Origin of the sequence: Aquabacter albus (genome assembly GCF_040049275.1) — a bacterium.
In the GTDB taxonomy this organism is placed as follows: Bacteria; Pseudomonadota; Alphaproteobacteria; order Rhizobiales; family Xanthobacteraceae; genus Aquabacter.
Genome location: NZ_JBDZDT010000001.1, coordinates 439,602 through 458,103 on the forward strand (window position 1 = coordinate 439,602; position 18,502 = coordinate 458,103).

General features: G+C 65.9%; 16 protein-coding genes. All 16 read right to left on the reverse strand.

What is annotated here, in order from left to right:
• Positions 1–135: 135 nt before the first annotated feature.
• The 16 genes from ABLE91_RS01750 to flgG all read right to left on the reverse strand — a co-directional run bounded on the left by ABLE91_RS01750 (position 136) and on the right by flgG (position 18,500).
• Positions 136–1,329, reverse strand: coding sequence for a MotB family protein (locus ABLE91_RS01750; RefSeq protein WP_348927845.1), 1,194 nt, complete (start codon positions 1,327–1,329; stop codon positions 136–138).
• Between the two features lie 7 nt (positions 1,330–1,336).
• Entirely contained in the window at positions 1,337–2,002 is a 666-nt protein-coding gene (locus ABLE91_RS01755) for a hypothetical protein (RefSeq protein ID WP_348927847.1), read from the reverse strand.
• Between the two features lie 3 nt (positions 2,003–2,005).
• Positions 2,006–3,658, reverse strand: a complete 1,653-nt coding sequence (gene fliF, locus ABLE91_RS01760) for a flagellar basal-body MS-ring/collar protein FliF (protein WP_348927849.1) — start codon at positions 3,656–3,658, stop codon at positions 2,006–2,008.
• Between the two features lie 239 nt (positions 3,659–3,897).
• On the reverse strand, positions 3,898–5,058 hold the full coding sequence (locus tag ABLE91_RS01765) for a flagellin N-terminal helical domain-containing protein (RefSeq protein ID WP_348927850.1): 1,161 nt from the start codon (positions 5,056–5,058) through the stop codon (positions 3,898–3,900).
• 320 nt (positions 5,059–5,378) lie between these two features.
• Positions 5,379–6,569, reverse strand: coding sequence for a flagellin N-terminal helical domain-containing protein (locus ABLE91_RS01770; RefSeq protein WP_348927852.1), 1,191 nt, complete (start codon positions 6,567–6,569; stop codon positions 5,379–5,381).
• A gap of 317 nt (positions 6,570–6,886) precedes the next feature.
• Positions 6,887–8,059, reverse strand: a complete 1,173-nt coding sequence (locus ABLE91_RS01775; RefSeq protein ID WP_348927854.1) for a flagellin N-terminal helical domain-containing protein — start codon at positions 8,057–8,059, stop codon at positions 6,887–6,889.
• Positions 8,060–8,358: 299 nt separating this feature from the next.
• A complete protein-coding gene (locus tag ABLE91_RS01780; RefSeq protein ID WP_348927856.1) occupies positions 8,359–9,588 on the reverse strand; it encodes a flagellin N-terminal helical domain-containing protein in 1,230 nt (409 codons plus the stop codon).
• Between the two features lie 443 nt (positions 9,589–10,031).
• A complete protein-coding gene (locus ABLE91_RS01785; RefSeq protein ID WP_348927857.1) occupies positions 10,032–11,222 on the reverse strand; it encodes a flagellin N-terminal helical domain-containing protein in 1,191 nt (396 codons plus the stop codon).
• A 408-nt stretch (positions 11,223–11,630) separates the two neighbouring features.
• Positions 11,631–12,809, reverse strand: a complete 1,179-nt coding sequence (locus ABLE91_RS01790) for a flagellin N-terminal helical domain-containing protein (protein WP_348927858.1) — start codon at positions 12,807–12,809, stop codon at positions 11,631–11,633.
• Between the two features lie 722 nt (positions 12,810–13,531).
• A complete protein-coding gene (gene fliP, locus ABLE91_RS01795) occupies positions 13,532–14,290 on the reverse strand; it encodes a flagellar type III secretion system pore protein FliP (protein WP_348927859.1) in 759 nt (252 codons plus the stop codon).
• On the reverse strand, positions 14,287–14,805 hold the full coding sequence (locus ABLE91_RS01800; protein WP_348927861.1) for a flagellar basal body-associated FliL family protein: 519 nt from the start codon (positions 14,803–14,805) through the stop codon (positions 14,287–14,289). The genes fliP and ABLE91_RS01800 overlap by 4 nt, the downstream gene beginning before the upstream one ends.
• Positions 14,806–14,817: 12 nt before the next feature.
• Positions 14,818–15,534, reverse strand: coding sequence for a flagellar basal body L-ring protein FlgH (locus tag ABLE91_RS01805; RefSeq protein WP_348927863.1), 717 nt, complete (start codon positions 15,532–15,534; stop codon positions 14,818–14,820).
• Entirely contained in the window at positions 15,531–16,058 is a 528-nt protein-coding gene (locus tag ABLE91_RS01810) for a MotE family protein (RefSeq protein ID WP_348927864.1), read from the reverse strand. The genes ABLE91_RS01805 and ABLE91_RS01810 overlap by 4 nt, the downstream gene beginning before the upstream one ends.
• Positions 16,055–17,158 carry a flagellar basal body P-ring protein FlgI gene (gene flgI / locus ABLE91_RS01815; RefSeq protein ID WP_348927866.1) on the reverse strand — a complete coding sequence of 368 codons (1,104 nt, stop codon included), beginning with the start codon at positions 17,156–17,158 and terminating at the stop codon, positions 16,055–16,057. Before flgI ends, ABLE91_RS01810 begins: the two co-directional genes overlap by 4 nt.
• Complete coding sequence (gene flgA / locus ABLE91_RS01820) at positions 17,155–17,712, reverse strand: flagellar basal body P-ring formation chaperone FlgA (protein ID WP_348927867.1); 558 nt, start codon at positions 17,710–17,712, stop codon at positions 17,155–17,157. The genes flgI and flgA overlap by 4 nt, the downstream gene beginning before the upstream one ends.
• On the reverse strand, positions 17,712–18,500 hold the full coding sequence (gene flgG, locus ABLE91_RS01825) for a flagellar basal-body rod protein FlgG (RefSeq protein ID WP_348927868.1): 789 nt from the start codon (positions 18,498–18,500) through the stop codon (positions 17,712–17,714). The genes flgA and flgG overlap by 1 nt, the downstream gene beginning before the upstream one ends.
• Positions 18,501–18,502 lie beyond the last annotated feature (2 nt).

Consider the following 18,502-nt stretch of genomic DNA (forward strand, 5'->3'; position numbering starts at 1 on the left):
CAGGCGTTGAGGCGGCGGGCGGGGGAACGGTTTCACCCTCGCGCCGCATTCCGGCCCATGGATCGCCCTCCTGCGCAACCACCGGCCCGCAAGCGAGCCAGGCGGCGGCCGCACAGAGGACGAGGCGCGCGCGCATCACGTGGCGGGCTCCCGCAGCAGGATTTCAATGCGCCGGTTTTCGGGCGCATTGGGGTCCCCCGGATTCTTCAGCCGCCGGTCGGCAAATCCCTCGATCTTCGTGACGCGCTTCTCGTCCAGCCCGCCCCGCGCGAGCATGTAATGGGCCACATGGGCGCGCGCGGTGGAGAGGCGCCAATTGTCGTACATCTCGGAGCGGAACGGCCGCCCGTCCGTATAGCCGCGGATGACCACCTCGCCGGGCCGGCTGGCGAGGATCTTCGCCACCTTCTCCATGGCCCGCACCAGCTTGGGGTCGGGCTGGGCGGAGCCCACGGCGAACATGCTGAAATTCGCATCGTCCATCAGGTTCAGCACCAATCCCTCGCGGGTGACGCGGACCTCCACGAGCGGGGCGTTCACGGAGCCCATGGTGCTCTTGACCGCCGCGTTGATCTCATCTTCCAGCTTCTGGGCGGCCTGGTCGCCCGCCTTCTCCGTCTTGTCCGTCCTCTCCCCCTTGCCACCCTTCGCGGTGTCGGCCCGCGCTTCGGGGGATGGCGGGACATTCGCCTCGCCGCCGGCGGAGGTGTTCACGGGGCCGGACGCGCTGATCTGCCCCGTGCTCGACTGCTGCATGATGTAAGGCTGCGTGCTCTGCCGATCCCCGTCCTGAACGAGGGTGGAGGCGGTCTGCCAATAGGCCGGGTCGAAGGGATCGCGCTGGGCGTCGCCGGTGCCCGTCCCGGGCTTCCCCACATCACCCACGGCGACGTCCCGCACGCCGGTCACGGGCTGCTGAGCCGTCGCCGCCAGCTCCGCGAGAGAGGCATAGGGGTCCTGGAACAGCGCCCGCTCCCGCGCGCCCTGCTGCATGTCGTCGCCCTGCCCGCTGGCGGCGCCCTTGGTGTTCTTCACGGCCGAGAACTGGGCACCGTCGTCCGACGTACCTTCATCCTGCGCGTCCTGGGGATTGTTCAGCCCCCGGCGCGGGATGATGTCGTCGCTGAGATTGATGGGGTTGAAGTATTGCGCGATGACCTTGCGCACGTCCTGGTCGGTGACGTTGATGAGCCACATGATGAGGAAGAAGGCCATCATCGCCGTCATGAAATCGGCGTGGGCCACCTTCCATGCGCTCGAATGGGCCTCGTGCTCCTCTTCCTCGTAACGCCTGACGATAATGATGTCGTGCTTGCCGTTGTCGGACATCGCGCCCTCACACCTTCGGCGGGTTGAGGCGGTCGACCCAGGCGCGAACCTGGGTCTCCAGGACCGTTTCGCCCACCACCACGCGCACGTCCGCCATGTCGGCCGGCTCGAACACGCATGCCGGCGGATCGCCGAGCCGTGCACGCAGGCGTTCGAGAAGGTCCGCCGCACCGCTGATCTTCAGCACGGGCCGGTCCTCCCGGGCCAGAATCGGCACCATCAGCCCTTCCAGTTCCGCCAAGGCCCGCTCTCGCACGCCGGCCTCCAGGAACGGGGAGACGATGCGGGCAAGGCTCTCGGCCATGCCGGCCTCCATCTCCGCGATGGCCGCCTCCATGGCGCCCGCGAGACGGGCGGCCTCAACCTCGCTCCAGGTGGCGCGCTCGGCCTCGAGGCGTTCGGCAAAGCGTACCTCGTCCTCGGCGCGCAGGCGCTCGAACTCCGCCCGCGCCGCAGCCTCCCCCTCGCGGCGTCCGCGCTCGGCGGCCTCCCGCGTCAGTTCGGCGATATCGGGGCCAGGCGCAGCCGGCGGCTCGGCCGCTCCGGACGACACGCTCGGCGCGGGGCGCAGAGAGTGCGTGAAGAGCGCGGAGAAACCGGGGGACGCGGGAAGTTCGGGTGCAGGCGTGCGAGAAGTGGTGAAGTCCGGCAGGTGGCGGGCGATGGCATGCATGGATCAGGCTCTCGCTTCCTGCCGCAGCCATTGGCGCAGGATGGCGGCCGCCTGCTCCTCGTCGAAATCGATGATCTGTTCCAGCCGCTTCTGGGGCGAACGGTTGAGGCGGCTCGTGAGATCCTCGATGAGATTGACCGGCGCGAGGGTCGCGGCGTTCGGCAGCGCTTCCGTGCTCTCGAGGCTCCCCTCGGTTTGCGGCCCTGTGGCGGCAAGCATGGCCGCCTCGATGGCATTCGCCTCGGTCTCCGGCCGCGCGAGGATGGCGCGCACCGCCGGCCTCAGGCCGAACCAGATCAGGAGGGCGGCGACCACCAGGATGGTCAGCGCGTTCACCAGCGTTCCCGCCTGGCGCAGCAGCAGCTCCGTCCAGTTGAGCGGCGGGATCGGCTCAAGGGCATGGCCGCCATTGGCGAACGGCGTCGCCACCACCTTCAGCTTGTCGCCCCGATCCTTGTCGTAGCCGGCGGCGGAGCTTGCGAGCTGCTCGATCTCGTAGATCTGGGTCTCGATGGGCACCACGTCCGAGCCCTTGCCGGCATTGGCGGCGAGGCGATCGCGGTTGACCAGGATGGCGATGGACAGGTTCTTCACCGCGAAGCCGTCGCTCACGGTCTGGGTGGTGCGGGAGGAGATCTCGAAATTGGTGAGTTCCTCGCGCCGGTCGTTCTGCTCGCTGGAATCATTGCCCTGGTCCTGGGTCTGGACCTGCTGCTGGGGAATGTTCTGCTGCACCGTGGTGGGCGGCTGCTGGCTGCGGTTCTGCGACAGGCCCTTTTCCCGGATGACGCGCACGGACCGCTCGGTCTTCGAGGCGGGATCAAACGTCACTTCGCTCGACGTGCTGCGGTCCGTATCGAGGCGCGCGGCCACGCTGATCTCGAAATTGCCGAGGCCCAGATAGGGGGTCAGCGTGCGGCGGATCTTTTCCTCGGTCTCGCGCGCCACCTGCTGCTGGAGCAGCGCCTTCTTGCCGGCGGGCGCGTTCTCGGAATCCTCTCCCGAGGACAGCACGGCGCCGTCGGTGTTCAGCACGGTGACGCTGTCCAGCTTCATGCCAGGAATGGCCGACGCGACGAGATGGCGGATGGCCTGGGCGGTGGAGGTGTCGTCGGAATTCTCGGTGCGCACCACCACGGAGGCGGTGGCCTGCTGCGCGTCACGCCGGAACGAGGAGCGGTCGGGCAGCACGATGTGCACGCGGGCCGCCTTGATGCCCTTCATGGTCTGGATGGTGCGGGCGAGTTCGCCCTCCAGCGCGCGCACCCGCGTCACTTCCTGCATGAAGGAGGTGAGGCCGAACGAGCGGACATCGTTGAACAGCTCGTAGCCCGTCGAGGTGCTCTGGGGCAGGCCCTTCACCGCCAGCAGCATGCGGGCCTTGGCCGTGTCCGAATGGGCGACGAGAACAGAGGTGCCATCGGAGCTGACATCGAAGGAAACGCCCGCATCCTTCAGCGCGCCGCCGATGCGGTTGACGTCCTCGCGGTTGAGGTTGGCGTAGAGGGTCTCGCGCTCCGGCTGGCTGAGATAATAGGCGCCGAGGCCGATGACCGTGATGACGATGAGGCCCACCAGGCCCAGCGCCACGAGGCGCCGCGTGCCGAGGTCCCGCAGGTTGCCGAGAAGGATGTTCAGTTGCTCGGTTCCGACCATGTCCGCTCGCCACGCTGTGTTGCGCGACCGGCCCAGCCTTTCGGCGAGACCGGTGAAGGGCGGGTGCCAGGTCGCACCCTTCGCGACGAGCCAAGGTCAGGCCCGCCACGCCCCCCGCAATCTCGTGGAGCAACCTTGCCTGGGCATTGCAGCAGGCGGGCGGTGCAAAAAACAAAGACCACGCCCCTCTCGGGGCGTGGCCAGGACCGCCAGAAGATTGGCGTTGAAGAGAAGCGCGATCAGCCGCGGAACAGGCTGAGCACGTTCTGCGTGGAGGAGTTGGCGATGGAGAGCGACTGGATCGCCAGCTGCTGCTGGGTCTGCAGCGCCTTCAGCTTGGTGGACTCCGCTTCCATGTCGGCGTCGACGAGGGCGCCGATGGCGCGGTCATTGGCGTCGATGAGAGCCTGAGCGAAGTTGCTCTGGGAGGCGATGCGGGCCGCATTCGCGCCGAGGGTGGTGTTCGCGTCGGTCATGTCGCCGATGGCTTCATCGACGATGGAGGCGTAGTTGGAGATCGTGATCAGATCAGCGGCGGAGCCGGTCAGCGAGCCGATGTTGAGGTCCTTGATGGTGGTGGCAGTGGCAGCGGCAGTGCCCGTCAGCTGGCCCGTTCCATCGTCGGTCACCTTAAAGGAAATCGCCACGCGGACCTTGTCCATGATGCCGCGGAGGCTGTTGGCATTCGGAGTGGTCGCATCATTGTCGAGATCGGTGAAGAAGGCAGTCTTCGCCGTGTCGAGATCCGCCTTGAAAGCGGCCATATCGTCGCTGGTGGTCAGAGCAGCGACCGCTGTATTCAGAGCGGTGCCCAGATTGGTGTTGGCGCCGGCGATGGCGCCGTTGATGGCTGTCGTCTGCGCAGCGGAGGAGTCATAAAGCTTCACGCCGGTGGTATCGATGTCGATGGTGTCGATCGACACGCCCGTGGCGCTGCGGGAGAACGAGCCGACCACGGACTTGACGGCGTTGTAGCCGGTGGCGCTGGAATCCACCGAGAGCCAGTTGTTGCCGCTGGTGCTGGCGCTGTTGGCGGCACCGGAAATGCGATCGAGCTGGATCTTGATTTCCTGCTGGATCTTGGCGCGGTCGGCGTCCGGCGAAGACGCGGTGACCAGCAGGTTCTTCACCTGCTTCAGGGCATCCAGGGCTTCGTCCATGCCGGTCTTGGCGACGTCGACGGAAGACTTGCCGAGGGCCAGCGCATCCTTGGCAGCGCCGAGGGCGCCGTTGTCGGAGCGGGTGGTGGTCGCGATGGACCAGTACGCAGCGCCGTCCTGGGCCGAGTTGATGCGCAGGCCGGTGGAAACGCGGGTGTTGGTGCTGTCGAGGCCGTTATTGATGCCGCGCAGGGTCTGCAGGGCAACCATGGCCGAGGTATTGGTGATCAAGCTGGTCATGACAAATGTCCCTTGATGTCACGTATGGAGGATTTTGGGGGACATGCCGGACTCTCACCGGCACAGCAGGGGCGGCATCATGCCTTTGAAGGGTGCTCCGGCTCTGCGGAGGGCCCGTCCCCTCGCCTGTCGCGAGCGGTCAACCTGCCATTAGGTCAAGCTTTCCAGAGCAAGCTTGCGCAAAGCTTGCGCGAAGCTTGCAAAATTCTGGGGCAGAACGGGCGCGCCGGAGATGCGCGCGGACGACAGAAAAGAAAAACCACGCCCCTTTCGGGGCGTGGCCAGGAGCGCCAGAAGATTGGCGTGGAAGATAAGCGCGATCAGCTGCGGAACAGGCTGAGCACGTTCTGCGTGGAGGAGTTGGCGATGGAGAGCGACTGGATCGCCAGCTGCTGCTGGGTCTGCAGCGCCTTCAGCTTGGTGGACTCCGCTTCCATGTCGGCGTCGACGAGGGCGCCGATGGCGCGGTCATTGGCGTCGATGAGGGCCTGGGCGAAGTTGCTCTGGGACGCGATGCGGGCCGCGTTCGCGCCGAGGGTGGTGTTCGCGTCCGTCATGTCGCCGATGGCTTCGTCAACGATGGACGCGTAGTTGGAGATCGCCATCAGGTCGTTTGCAGAGCCCGTGAGCTTGCTGATGTCGATGTCCTTGATGGTGGACACGGTCACGACGCCGCCCGTGCCGTCGGCCTCGGTGGAATAGGCCGCACGCACCTTGTCCATGATGCCGAGCTTGCTGTTGTTGTCCGCGACCGCGGCATCATTGATACCGTCCGTGCCGGTGCCGACGAAGGTGTCGAAAGCCGTCTTGATGGCGGCCGAGGTGGTCGCCCCGTCGGCCACATAGCTGCCAGACTTGTTGCTGCCGTTGGCCTGCGTGTAGACCGCACCAGCGCCAAGAGCAATGTCCAGGACGCCCGCAGCCACAGTAGCCGTAGCATTATTGAGTTCAGCCGTAACCACGGTACCAACAGCAGCGTTGCTGTCGTAGAGCTTCACGCCTGACGTGTCGATGTCGATGGTGTCGATCGACACGCCCGTGGCGCTGCGCGAGAACGAGCCGACCACCGACTTGGTCGCGTTATAGCCCGTCGCGGCAGAATCCACCGAGAGCCAGTTGTTGCCGCTGGTGCTGGCGCTGTTGGCGGCGCCATTGATGCGATCGAGCTGGATCTTGATTTCCTGCTGGATCTTGGCGCGGTCGGCGTCCGGCGAAGACGCGGTGACCAGCAGGTTCTTCACCTGCTTCAGGGCGTCCAGGGCTTCATCCATGCCGGTCTTGGCGACGTCGACAGAGGACTTGCCGAGGGCGAGCGCGTCCTTGGCAGCGCCGAGGGCGCCGTTGTCGGAGCGGGTGGTGGTGGCGATGGACCAGTACGCAGCGCCGTCCTGAGCGGAATTGATGCGCAGGCCGGTGGAGACGCGGGTGTTGGTGGCGTCGAGGCCGTTATTGATGCCGCGCAGGGTCTGCAGGGCAACCATGGCCGAAGTGTTGGTGATCAAGCTGGTCATGACAAATGTCCCTTGATGTCACGTATGGAGGATTTTGGGGGACATGCCGGACTCTCACCGGCACAGCAGGGGCGGCATCATGCCTTTGAAGGGTGCTCCTGCTATGCGGGAGGGCCCGTCCGCTCGCCTGTCGCGAGTGGTCAACCTGCCATTGGGCGGAGCATTCCAGACCAAGCTTGCGCAAAGCTTGCGCGAAGCTTGCAACCTTGAGGGGCGGGACCGGCGCTGCGGACAGGCGCTGCGCAAAAACAAAAGCCACGCCCCTCTCGGGGCGTGGCCGGGAACCACCAGAAGAGTGGCGGAAAAGATAAGCGCGATCAGCTGCGGAACAGGCTGAGCACGTTCTGCGTGGAGGAGTTGGCGATGGAGAGCGACTGGATCGCCAGCTGCTGCTGGGTCTGCAGCGCCTTCAGCTTGGTGGACTCCGCTTCCATGTCGGCGTCGACGAGGGCGCCGATGGCGCGGTCGTTGGCGTCGATGAGGGCCTGGGCGAAGTTGCTCTGGGAGGCGATGCGGGCCGCATTCGCGCCGAGGGTGGTGTTGGCGTCCGTCATATCGCCGATGGCTTCGTCGACGATGGACGCGTAGTTGGAGATCTTCATGAGATCGTCGGCAGAGCCCGTGAGCTTGCTGATGTCCATGTTCGCAATGGTGGACACCGTCACGACGCCGCCCGTGCCGTCGGCCTGCATGGTGTAAGCCGCGCGCACCTTGTCCATGATGGCGAGCTTGTCATTGCCGACAGCAGTCGCGCTGACACCCGTCTTGAAGGCGTCGACCAGGGCCTTAACCTCCGCCGCCGTATCCGCAGTCGTGGCCGCGCCATCAAACGCGATGCTGCCGGAGCGCGCAGAGGTGTTGTCGGAGGCAAACGTATTGCCCAGGCCCGTCTCCAACACGTCCATCGAGCCCGCGCCGGTCCCAATATCGCCGTCAACGGTGCCGTGCACGGTCGAATTGGAGTCGTAGAGCTTCACGCCCGACGTATCGATATCGATGGTGTCGATCGACACGCCCGTGGCGCTGCGCGAGAACGAGCCGACCACCGACTTGGTCGCGTTATAGCCGGTGGCGCTGGAATCGACCGCGAGCCAGTTGTTGCCGCTGGTGCTGGCGCTGTTGGCGGCGCCATTGATGCGATCGAGCTGGATCTTGATTTCCTGCTGGATCTTGGCGCGGTCGGCGTCCGGCGAAGACGCGGTCACCAGCAGGTTCTTTACCTGCTTCAGGGCGTCCAGGGCTTCGTCCATGCCGGTCTTGGCGACGTCGACGGAAGACTTGCCGAGGGCGAGCGCATCCTTGGCGGCGCCGAGGGCGCCGTTGTCGGAGCGGGTGGTGGTGGCGATGGACCAGTACGCAGCGCCGTCCTGAGCCGAGTTGATGCGCAGGCCGGTGGAGACGCGGGTGTTGGTGGCGTCAAGGCCGTTATTGATGCCGCGCAGGGTCTGCAGGGCAACCATGGCCGAGGTGTTGGTGATCAGGCTGGTCATGACAATGTCCCTTTGTGTCCGTGTGGATGATTTTGGGGGACATGCCGGACTTTCACCGGCACGGCAGGGGCGGCATCATGCCTTTGAAGGGTGCTCCGGCTATGCGGAGGACCCGTCCGCTCGCCAGTTGCGAGCAGTCAACCTGCCATTGGGCGAAACATCCCAGAGCAAGCTTGCGCGAAGCTTGCGGGACAAGACCGGCGCCGCGGAGATGGCCGCGGACCACACGGAAGAAAGCCACGCCCTTTTCGGGGCGTGACCAGGAGCGCCAGAAGATTGGCGCCGAGAGATAAGCGCGATCAGCTGCGGAACAGGCTGAGCACGTTCTGCGTGGAGGAGTTGGCGATGGAGAGCGACTGGATCGCCAGCTGCTGCTGGGTCTGCAGTGCCTTCAGCTTGGTGGACTCCGCTTCCATGTCGGCGTCGACGAGGGCGCCGATGGCGCGGTCGTTGGCGTCGATGAGGGCCTGAGCGAAGTTACTCTGGGACGCGATGCGCGCCGCGTTCGCGCCGAGGGTGGTGTTGGCGTCCGTCATGTCGCCGAGGGCGTCGTCGACGATGGACATGTAGTTGGAGATCTTCTGGAGGTCGTCGGCGCTGCCGGTCAGCGCCGAGATGTCGATGCCGGCGATGGTGCTGACCACTGCCGAACCGTCCTCGCCGAAAGCGACGCGGGTCTGGTCCATGATGCCGAGATCGTCCGAGCCGGCCGTGTCGAGGGCGGTCGTCAGCGTCGTCTGGGCGGTCGTCAAGGTGGTCTTCGCCGTGGTGAGGGCGGTGTTGCGGGTCGTCGTCGCCGTGGCAATCGCCGTGTCGAGGGTCGTCTGGTCAGCCGCAGCCTGGGGGCTGGCGTCGAAGACGGCTTGGGCAGCGGCCACGGCCGTGGTGTAGGTGGTGCCGGCGGTGGTCACGGCCGTGTCGTAGGTGGTGACGGCGGTGGCATAGGTGGCAGCGCCGGTGGTCGCGGCGGTCTGCACCGCAGCCGTCGTCGCGGCGTTGGTGTCGTAGAGCTTCACGCCCGACGTGTCGATGTCGATGGTGTCGATGGTCACGCCCGTGGAGCTGCGCGAGAACGACCCGACCACGGACTTGACGGCGTTGTAGCCGGTCGCGGCGGAATCCACCGAGAGCCAGTTGTTGCCGCTGGTGCTGGCGCTATTGGAGGCGCCGGCGATGCGATCGAGCTGGATCTTGATTTCCTGCTGGATCTTCGAGCGGTCCGCATCCGGCGAGGACGCGGTGACCAGCAGGTTCTTCACCTGCTTCAGGGCGTCCAGGGCTTCGTCCATGCCGGTCTTGGCGACATCCACGGAAGACTTGCCGAGGGCGAGCGCATCCTTGGCAGCGCCGAGGGCGCCGTTGTCGGAGCGGGTGGTGGTGGCGATGGACCAGTACGCAGCGCCGTCCTGGGCGGAATTGATGCGCAGGCCGGTGGAAACGCGGGTGTTGGTGCTGTCGAGACCGTTATTGATGCCGCGCAGGGTCTGCAGGGCAACCATGGCCGAAGTGTTGGTGATCAGGCTGGTCATGACGAATGTCCCTTGGTGTCATGTATGAAGGATTTTGTGGGACATGCCGGACTTTCACCGGCACGGCAGGAGCGGCATCATGCCTTTGAAGGGTGCTCCGGCTCTGCGGAGGACCCGTCCACTCGCTTGGTGCGAGTGGTCAACCTGCCCGTCCAGGAAGTTTTGCCGACGAAGCTTGCACGAAGCTTGCGAGCCGGCTTAGCACTTGCGTGATGCCTCGCGCGCCATGCCTGGCAGCGAGGTTGGAGAAGAAGAGCAAGGCTGGAGAAGGGGGTGCTGGTCGCAAGCTTCGCGACGAGCCGGGGGCAGGCCACCACGCACCCGTCAATCTCGGGGGGCAACCTGCCTGGGCATTCAACAAGGCAGCGCAAAAAGAAAAAGCCACGCCCCTTTCGGAGCGTGGCCAGGAAACGCCGGAAGATTGGCGTGGAAGATAAGAGCGATCAGCTGCGGAACAGGCTGAGCACGTTCTGCGTGGAGGAGTTGGCGATGGAGAGCGACTGGATCGCCAGCTGCTGCTGGGTCTGCAGCGCCTTCAGCTTGGTGGATTCCGCTTCCATGTCGGCGTCGACGAGGGCGCCGATGGCGCGGTCATTGGCGTCGATGAGGGCCTGGGCGAAGTTGCTCTGGGACGCGATGCGGGCCGCATTCGCGCCGAGGGTGGTGTTGGCGTCCGTCATGTCGCCGAGGGCTTCGTCGACGATGGACATGTAGTTCGAGATCTTCATCAGATCGTCGGCAGAGCCCGTGAGCTTGCTGATGTCCATGTCCTTGATGGTGGACACTGTCACGACGCCGCCAGTGCCGTCAGCCTGCGCGGTGAAGGCCGCCCGCACCTTGTCCATGATGCCGCGATTGCTGTTGTTGTTCGCATCCGCGGTTGCGTTGATACCTGCCGCGGTGGTGCCGGTGAAGGCGTCGACCGCCGCCTTGATGGCGGCCGAGGTGGTCGCCGCGTCGGCCACGAAGCTGCCGGACAGGTTGCTGCCATTGGCCTGCGTGTAGGTCGTGCCGGCACCAAGGGCGCCCTCGAGGATGCCCGCAGCCGTCGTGGCGGTCGCGCTGTTGATCTCGGTGGTGACATAGGTCGTGACGGCAGCGTTGCTGTCGTAGAGCTTCACGCCGGACGTATCGATATCGATGGTGTCGATCGACACGCCCGTGGCGCTGCGCGAGAACGAGCCGACCACCGACTTGGTCGCGTTGTAGCCCGTCGCGGCGGAATCCACCGAGAGCCAGTTATTGCCGCTGGTGCTGGCGCTGCTGGAGGCGCCGGCGATGCGGTCGAGCTGGATCTTGATTTCCTGCTGGATCTTCGAGCGGTCCGCGTCCGGCGAGGAGGCGGTGACCAGCAGGTTCTTCACCTGCTTCAGGGCGTCCAGGGCCTCGTCCATGCCGGTCTTGGCGACGTCGACAGAAGACTTGCCGAGGGCCAGCGCATCCTTGGCAGCGCCGAGGGCGCCGTTGTCGGAACGGGTGGTGGTGGCGATGGACCAGTACGCAGCGCCGTCCTGGGCCGAGTTGATGCGCAGGCCGGTGGAGACGTGGGTGTTGGTGGCGTCGAGACCTTGATTGATGTTGCGCAGGGTCTGCAGGGCAACCATGGCGCCGGTATTGGTGGTCAGGCTGGTCATAACGAATGTCCCTTGGTTATGCAGGAAGGATTATGTGGGACATGCCGGACTTTCACCGGCACGGCAGGGGCGGCGTCATGCCTTTGAAGGTTGCTCCGCTGGTGCGGAGCGCCCGTCCGCTCGCTTGGTGCGAGTGGTCAACCTGCCCGTTTCTGAAGCTTCATTCATCAAGCTTGCTCGAAGCTTGCGAGCCGTCTCAATAATTCTGCGATGCCTTGCAGCGGGACGCGGGAGGGAGCTGGTGGCAGGCCCCTCCCCTTCCCGGCGCACGGGGCCGGACCGCCGCGCATCCCCACTCCCGGGGAACAGCCGGCCTCGGCATGGCAATGACAGCGCCAAAAGAAAAGCCACGCCCCTTTCGGGACGTGGCCAGGAGCGCCAGAAGATTGGCGTTGAAGAAAAGCGCGATCAGCCGCGGAACAGGCTGAGCACGTTCTGCGTGGAATTGTTGGCGATGGAGAGCGACTGGATCGCCAGCTGCTGCTGGGTCTGCAGCGCCTTCAGCTTGGTGGATTCCGCTTCCATGTCGGCGTCGACGAGCGCGCCGATGGCGCGGTCGTTGGCGTCGATGAGAGCCTGGGCGAAGTTGCCCTGGGAGGCGATGCGGGCCGCGTTCGCGCCGAGGGTGGTGTTGGCATCCGTCATGTCGCCGATGGCTTCATCGACGATGGAGGCGTAGTTGGAGATCTTCATCAGATCATCGGCAGAGCCCGTGAGCTTGCTGATGTCCATGTCCGCGATGGTGGACATCGTCATGACGCCGCCGACGCCGTCGTTCTGCATGGTGTAAGCCACACGCATCTTGTCCATGATGCCGAGCTTGTCGTTGTTGAAGCCAGGATCAACAATGCCGATCGCCGTCTTGAAGTAGTCAACCAGGCTCTCAACCTCTGCCACCGTATCCGCAGTCGCAGCCGCCCCATCAAACACGATGCTGCCGGAGCGCTGGGAGGTGTTGTCGGAGGCAAACGTACCGCCCAGGAAGGACTCCACAGCTTCCATCGTGCTGCCTACGCCGACCATATCGGCGTAAACGTCGGCGCGCACGGTCGAATTGAAGTCGTAGAGCTTCACGCCAGACGTATCGATGTCGATGGTGTCGATGGTCACGCCCGTGGAGCTGCGCGAGAACGACCCGACCACGGACTTGACGGCGTTGTAGCCGGTCGCGGCGGAATCCACCGAGAGCCAGTTGTTGCCGCTGGTGCTGGCGCTGTTGGCGGCGCCATTGATGCGATCGAGCTGGATCTTGATTTCCTGCTGGATCTTCGAGCGGTCCGCGTCCGGCGAGGAGGCGGTGACCAGCAGGTTCTTCACCTGCTTCAGGGCGTCCAGGGCTTCGTCCATGCCGGTCTTGGCGACATCGACGGAAGACTTGCCGAGGGCGAGCGCGTCCTTGGCGGCACCGAGGGCACCGTTGTCGGAGCGGGTGGTGGTGGCGATGGACCAGTAGGCGGCGCCGTCCTGGGCCGAGTTGATGCGCAGGCCGGTGGAAACGCGGGTGTTGGTGCTGTCGAGGCCGTTATTGATGCCGCGCAGGGTCTGCAGGGCAACCATGGCCGAGGTGTTGGTGATCAGGCTGGTCATGCAAATGTCCCTTGATTTCACGTGAGGATTTTGGGGGACATGCCGGACTCACACCGGCACGGCAGGGGCGGCGTCATGCCTCTGAAGGGCGCTCCGGCTGTGCGGAACACCCGTCCGCTCGCCTATCGCGAGCGGTCAACCTGTCGTTGGTGGGAGGTATCCCAGAACGACCTTGCGTCAAGCTTGCGCGAGGCTTGTGGGTTGCGAACCGGCCGGGCGCCACCGTCATGGCCGGGCTTGTCCCGGCCATCCACGCGGCTCCGCCGGGCGCAGCTTAAGGGAGAGGCGTGGAAGCCCGGGCATGACGGGGTCATCGGGAGGACAGGTTTCAAGAAAATAATCCTAAGGACTATATTCCTTTTCGTGTGAACCCCTGCTATGGTCCCCTCACCTTGCACCAAGGAGGGGCGCGTCCGGAGCGGCCTGACGGGTGGTGCGGGGCAGCGGGTGTCCGACTGGGCGGGGATAACGCACCCCGTCCGGCGAGAAAGGAGGCCGAAGGGGTCTGCGCACCGATCCGGCGCTGGTCCGGCCGGTGGTGATGGGGAGGACCGATCACCCACGCGGCGCAGCCGACACGCCATAAATCCCCGCGCGGGAGCGGACGGAGCACCGGCTCCGACGTCACCTGCATTCCCTGGCATGCCTGCCGGCGTGCCGGCCGCTCCCGCATCCCTCCCCTCGCCCGAAACGGCGGGGTTAAAGGTGCTGGCGCATCCCGCTCAGAAGAAGGAGCGCACCAGGCTGCCCACGAGAAGGCTCCAGCCGTCGATGAGGATGAAGAACAGCACCTTGAACGGCAGCGCGATGATCGAAGGCGGCATCATCATCATGCCCATGGACATGACCAGGGTCGCCACCACCATGTCGATGATCAGGAACGGCAGGACGATGAGGAAGCCGATCTCGAACCCGCGCCGCAGCTCGGAGATCATGAAGGCGGGGATCAGCACCCGCATCTCCACCTTGTCCTCGGTCGGCGGCGCCGGCCGGCCGTTGGTGGCGGCAAGATCGGAGAACATCTGCAGGTCCTTCGGCCGCACATGCGCGATCATGAACTCGCGAAACGGGGCCGAGATGCGCTCCAGCGCTTCCTGCTCGGTGATGGTGCGTTCCGTGAGGGGTTTTACCCCGTCCTCCCAGGCGCGGTCGAAGGTGGGCGCCATGACGTAGAAGGTCATGAAAAGGGAGAGCGAGATCAGGACGATATTGGCGGGCGTCGACGGCAGGCCGAGGCCGGAGCGCAGGAACGAGAAGGCGATGATGAAGCGCGTGAAGCTCGTCATCATGATGAGCAGGCCCGGCGCCACCGACAGCACGGTGATGAGGGCCACGAGCTGGACGATGCGCCCACTCGCCGCCGACCCGCCGCTCTCCTGGAGCAGGCTGTCGAGACCCGGAACCTGCGCGGCCGCCGGCGTCGCGAGGCCGGCCGCAAATGCCGCCGCCGCCAGCCAGCGGAGCCATCCCCATGCTTTCATTGAACGACCAGCGTCTCGATCACGAGTTCGGAAAGCTTGCCCTCGACCCGCAGCTGCGCCCGCTCATTGAGGTCCTCGCGCAGGTTCTGCAGGGCGCTCGGACCTTCGAGCTGGGTGAGGTTCAAGGTGCGGGCATAAGTGAGGATGTCCTCACGGATCTGCGCGGCGGCGACCTGCGGGTTCGGCAGGGCGCCGTTCTTGAAGACGATGGCGCCCTCAATGCGCAGCCACACATTGGCCGGCGCCGCCAGATTGACCACCACCGGCTTCAGGGATTCGAGCACCATGTCGCCGCTATAGCGCAGCGGCGGCGCACCCGATTGCGCGGGCTCGGCCCGCGCCTGCTCGGTGACCACCTGCTTCACCGTCGAGGCGAGCAGAACGCCGAGGCCCCCGCCCGTCGCGCCCGCAAGCAAGGTCAGCACGATCACCGCGATGATCAGGCCGTTGCTCGTCTTCGCCGGCTGGAATTGCAGCGGCTCCGGGGTCGTCTTGGGCAGTTCCACCTTTGCCATGTTGCTGTCCCGCTACCAGGGCGCCACGACGTCATAGAGCCGCTGGCCCCAGGCCGGCTGCTGCACGTCGTTGAGACGGCCGCGGCCGGCATAGGAGATGCGCGCCTCGGCGATCTTGTCGTAGGGAATGGTGTTGTTGCTGGAGATGTCGAGCGGGTTGACGATGCCGGCGATGTTCAGCACCCGCACCTCGTAATTCACCTGGATCTCCTGCGAGCCGCTGATGAGGAAGTTGCCGTTGGGCAGCACCTCGGTGACCACCACCGCAACCGCGAGACGCAGCTTTTCGGAGCGGTCGATGGAGCCCTTGCCGTTGGTGGAGGTCTTGTCGGAGATGTTGAGGTCGCCGGAGCCGTTGGCGGCATTGGCGCCGCGGCCGAAGCCGAACAGCGTCAGCGCGGCGTCGACGCCGAACTTGGAGGCCGCGTCGCGCGAGCGGTCGGTCTCGTTGTCGAACTGGGCCTTGTCGTCGATGGCGATGGCGACCGTCAGCCCGTCGCCCACCGTCGTCGCGCGCAGGTCGCGATACATGCTCTGGCCGTTCATGTTCCAGGTGGACCGGAAGGTCTTCTGGACCGGCGGCGTGAAGGTGACGGGCAGCGGCGCGCGCTGCGCCTCCAGGCCGTGGCCCACCGGGGTCAAAGTGGGGCCGAAGGCCAGGCTGTCGTAATTGTTGGTCTGGCAGCCGCCGACGCAAAGCGCCGCGAACGTCATCAGCACGTATCTCATCCGGGCTTGCCCTCGTTCGGACGCCGCGACATGCCCGCGATGGTGGTCGCAAGGTGCGCGGCGCGGGTCGGGTCCATTTCGTTCATGATCGCGCTCGCCGTGCGGGGCGAGAGCTTGGTGAGGATCGCCGCTGCCGCATCCTCGCTCATGGCGCTGAGCTGGGCGGCGGCCGCATCCGGGCGCATCTGCGAGACCATGGCCACAAGGGCCGCATCGGCCTTCTTGAGGAAGTTCTCGCGGCGGGCGAGCCACTGCTCATACTCCGCGCGCTTCGCTTCCAGCTTGGCGATGCGCTCCTCGATCTCCTTCTCCATGGCGGCAAGCGCGCTGGCCTGGCGCGCGTAGCGTGCGTCCGCCGCGGCGTTGGCGATGCCGGCGCAATATTGCGCGGCATTGGCATCGGCCGCGCTCTGCGGAATGGTCGGAACGGCGGTCACGGCCGGCGCGGATTGGGCAAAGCACGGGGATGCCGCCAGCGCGGTCAGGATGAGGCCGAAGCCTGCGGTTGAGAAGGCGCGGGTCATTGGACGACGAGCTCCGCTTGGAGGGCTCCGGCGGTCTTGATGGCCTGGAGCACCGAGATGATGTCCGAGGGGCGCATGCCCATGCGGTTCAGGCCGCGGACCAGGGTCTGGAGGTCGGACCCACGGACGATGGAGAGATAGCCGCCAGTCTCCTCGGCGGTGATGTCGGTGCGGGGAACCACCACCGTCGCGCCGTCGGAGAAGGGTGCGGGCTGTGAGACCACCGGGGTTTCCGTCACGCTCACCGTCAGGTTGCCCTGGGTGACCGCAACAGTGGAGATCTGGACGTTGGAGCCGATCACCACCGTTCCGGTGCGCTGGTCCACCACCACCCGCGCCGGCGTGTCGGGCTCGATGCGCAGGTCGCCGATATCGGCGAGGAAGCGGGCGACGGAAAGCTGCGCCGGACGCTGGACAACCACCGTCCGCAGATCCCGCTCGCGCGCCAGGGCCTTGCCGAAGCGGGCGCGGGTATAGGCGTTGATGGCGTCGGTGATGCGCGCCGCCGTCTTGAAATCGGGATTGTCGAGCTCCACCACCAGTTCGGGCAGGTCGCGGAGCTGGCCGGGAATCTGCCGCTCCACCAGCGCACCGTTGGGGATGCGGCCGGAGGTGGGCACGCCCTGGGTGAGGGTTTCCGCCTGCCCCTGGACCGTGAAGCCGGACACCGCGAGCTGGCCCTGCGCCACCGCATAGATCTGTCCGTCGCTGCCCGCGAGCGGCGTGATGAGGAGCGTTCCGCCCTTCAGCGAGGAAGCATCGCCCACCGAAGAGATCGACACGTCGATGCGCGAGCCGAGGCCGGCGAAGGCCGGCAGGTTGGCCGTGACCACGACGGCGGCGATGTTGCGCGCGCGGAGCGGCAGGCCCTTGATGTTGATGCCCATGCGATCGAGCATGGATTGCAGCGCCTGCTCGGTGAAAGGCGAGTTGCGGATGGTATCGCCGGTGCCCTGGAGGCCCATGACGAGGCCGTAGCCGATGAGCTGGTTGTCGCGCACGCCCTGGATGCTCGACATGTCCTTGATGCGGGTCATGGCGCCCGCCGGCAGCGCCGACAGGACAGCAAGAGCGAGGGCGAGGAAGAGGCGACCCATCATCCACCCACCTTCACCGAGCCGTCGCTCTGCACGATGCCGGTTATGACCTGGCCGCTATCGAGGTTCTTGAGGCGGATGACGGCGCCGGTGGTGCCGGATTCGAGCGGCATGCCGACCGCCCGGATGCTGAGCCCGCCTTCCTCGAAGACGATGGTGGCGGCAACGCCCCGCGTGATCACCTTCGCCGATCCCACAGCATTGGCGGGAATGGGGTTTCCCGCCACCAGAACGCGCTTCGCCACCCTGCCGATCAGGGATGCCCGGTTGGTGGCGACCGAATAGCGCTCGATCAAGGCGGACGAGTAGCTCCGGTCCTGGAGCATCGCGTCGGTGATGATTTCTCCGACATGAATGGTCACGTTCGGCACCGGCACGCTCAGTTCGACAGCAGCCATCGGCTGGGGCGCCGGGGCCCGTGCGGGAGCCGCCGGAGGCGTCTCCGCCATCGCGGCCCGTGCAGCTTCGGCCAGGGCCGCCAACGACTCGGCCTGCGCAAGCCGCACGCAGCCGAACGACAGGACGAATGCGATGAGGACGGCGCCCAGCCGATGCATCAGCGGATTCCCTTCGACACGGTGGCAGCCATCTCGTCGGCCGCCTGGATGACCTTGGAGTTCATCTCGTACGCGCGCTGGGCGGATATCAGCTCGGTGATTTCCTTCACCGGGTCGACGTTGGAGTTCTCAAGATAAGCCTGATGGATCTTGCCGAACCCATCCTGGTTTGCCGGGCCGACCACGGGCTGCCCGGAGGCAGGGGTCTCGCGATAAAGGTTGTTGCCGAGCGGCTCGAGGCCGGCATCGTTCGCGAAGGTCGCGAGGGTGAGCTGGCCGAGCAATTGCGGCTGCTGGACGTTCGGCCGTTTCGCATAGACGTTGCCCGCCTCGTTGATCACGATCTCCATCGTGTCCGCGGGGAAGGTGATGGCGGGCTCCACCAGAAGGCCGTCCGGGGTGACGAGTTCCCCGTTGGGGCCCTTGTTGAAGGCGCCGGCGCGGGCGTAGAGGATCTCGCCGGTGGGGCTCGTGACCTGGAACCAGCCCCGGCCGTTGATGGCGAGGTCGAGCGGGTTTCCGGTCTGGGTGAGCGGGCCCTGGATGTGCAGGTTGCGGATGCCGACGGTGTGGACACCGAGGCCGATCCGCACGCCTTCGGGAACCGGCAGCTGACCGTCGACGACCGGCACGCCCTGGGCGCGCTCGGCCTGGTAGAGGAGGTCGGTGAACTCGGCGCGGGCGCGCTTGAAGCCCGTGGTGTTGATGTTCGCGATGTTGTTCGCGATCACCTCCACGTTGGTCTGCTGCGCGCTCATGCCGGTGGCGGCTATGGCCAGTGCTCTCATGA

Bases quoted from the DNA above. Each gene is read 5' to 3' on its own strand.
- ABLE91_RS01750 (WP_348927845.1), bottom strand. From the start codon at position 1,329: ATGTCCGACAACGGCAAGCACGACATCATTATCGTCAGGCGTTACGAG.
- ABLE91_RS01755 (WP_348927847.1), bottom strand. From the start codon at position 2,002: ATGCATGCCATCGCCCGCCACCTGCCGGACTTCACCACTTCTCGCACG.
- fliF (WP_348927849.1), bottom strand. From the start codon at position 3,658: ATGGTCGGAACCGAGCAACTGAACATCCTTCTCGGCAACCTGCGGGAC.
- ABLE91_RS01765 (WP_348927850.1), bottom strand. From the start codon at position 5,058: ATGACCAGCTTGATCACCAATACCTCGGCCATGGTTGCCCTGCAGACC.
- ABLE91_RS01770 (WP_348927852.1), bottom strand. From the start codon at position 6,569: ATGACCAGCTTGATCACCAACACTTCGGCCATGGTTGCCCTGCAGACC.
- ABLE91_RS01775 (WP_348927854.1), bottom strand. From the start codon at position 8,059: ATGACCAGCCTGATCACCAACACCTCGGCCATGGTTGCCCTGCAGACC.
- ABLE91_RS01780 (WP_348927856.1), bottom strand. From the start codon at position 9,588: ATGACCAGCCTGATCACCAACACTTCGGCCATGGTTGCCCTGCAGACC.
- ABLE91_RS01785 (WP_348927857.1), bottom strand. From the start codon at position 11,222: ATGACCAGCCTGACCACCAATACCGGCGCCATGGTTGCCCTGCAGACC.
- ABLE91_RS01790 (WP_348927858.1), bottom strand. From the start codon at position 12,809: ATGACCAGCCTGATCACCAACACCTCGGCCATGGTTGCCCTGCAGACC.
- fliP (WP_348927859.1), bottom strand. From the start codon at position 14,290: ATGAAAGCATGGGGATGGCTCCGCTGGCTGGCGGCGGCGGCATTTGCG.
- ABLE91_RS01800 (WP_348927861.1), bottom strand. From the start codon at position 14,805: ATGGCAAAGGTGGAACTGCCCAAGACGACCCCGGAGCCGCTGCAATTC.
- ABLE91_RS01805 (WP_348927863.1), bottom strand. From the start codon at position 15,534: ATGAGATACGTGCTGATGACGTTCGCGGCGCTTTGCGTCGGCGGCTGC.
- ABLE91_RS01810 (WP_348927864.1), bottom strand. From the start codon at position 16,058: ATGACCCGCGCCTTCTCAACCGCAGGCTTCGGCCTCATCCTGACCGCG.
- flgI (WP_348927866.1), bottom strand. From the start codon at position 17,158: ATGATGGGTCGCCTCTTCCTCGCCCTCGCTCTTGCTGTCCTGTCGGCG.
- flgA (WP_348927867.1), bottom strand. From the start codon at position 17,712: ATGCATCGGCTGGGCGCCGTCCTCATCGCATTCGTCCTGTCGTTCGGC.
- flgG (WP_348927868.1), bottom strand. From the start codon at position 18,500: ATGAGAGCACTGGCCATAGCCGCCACCGGCATGAGCGCGCAGCAGACC.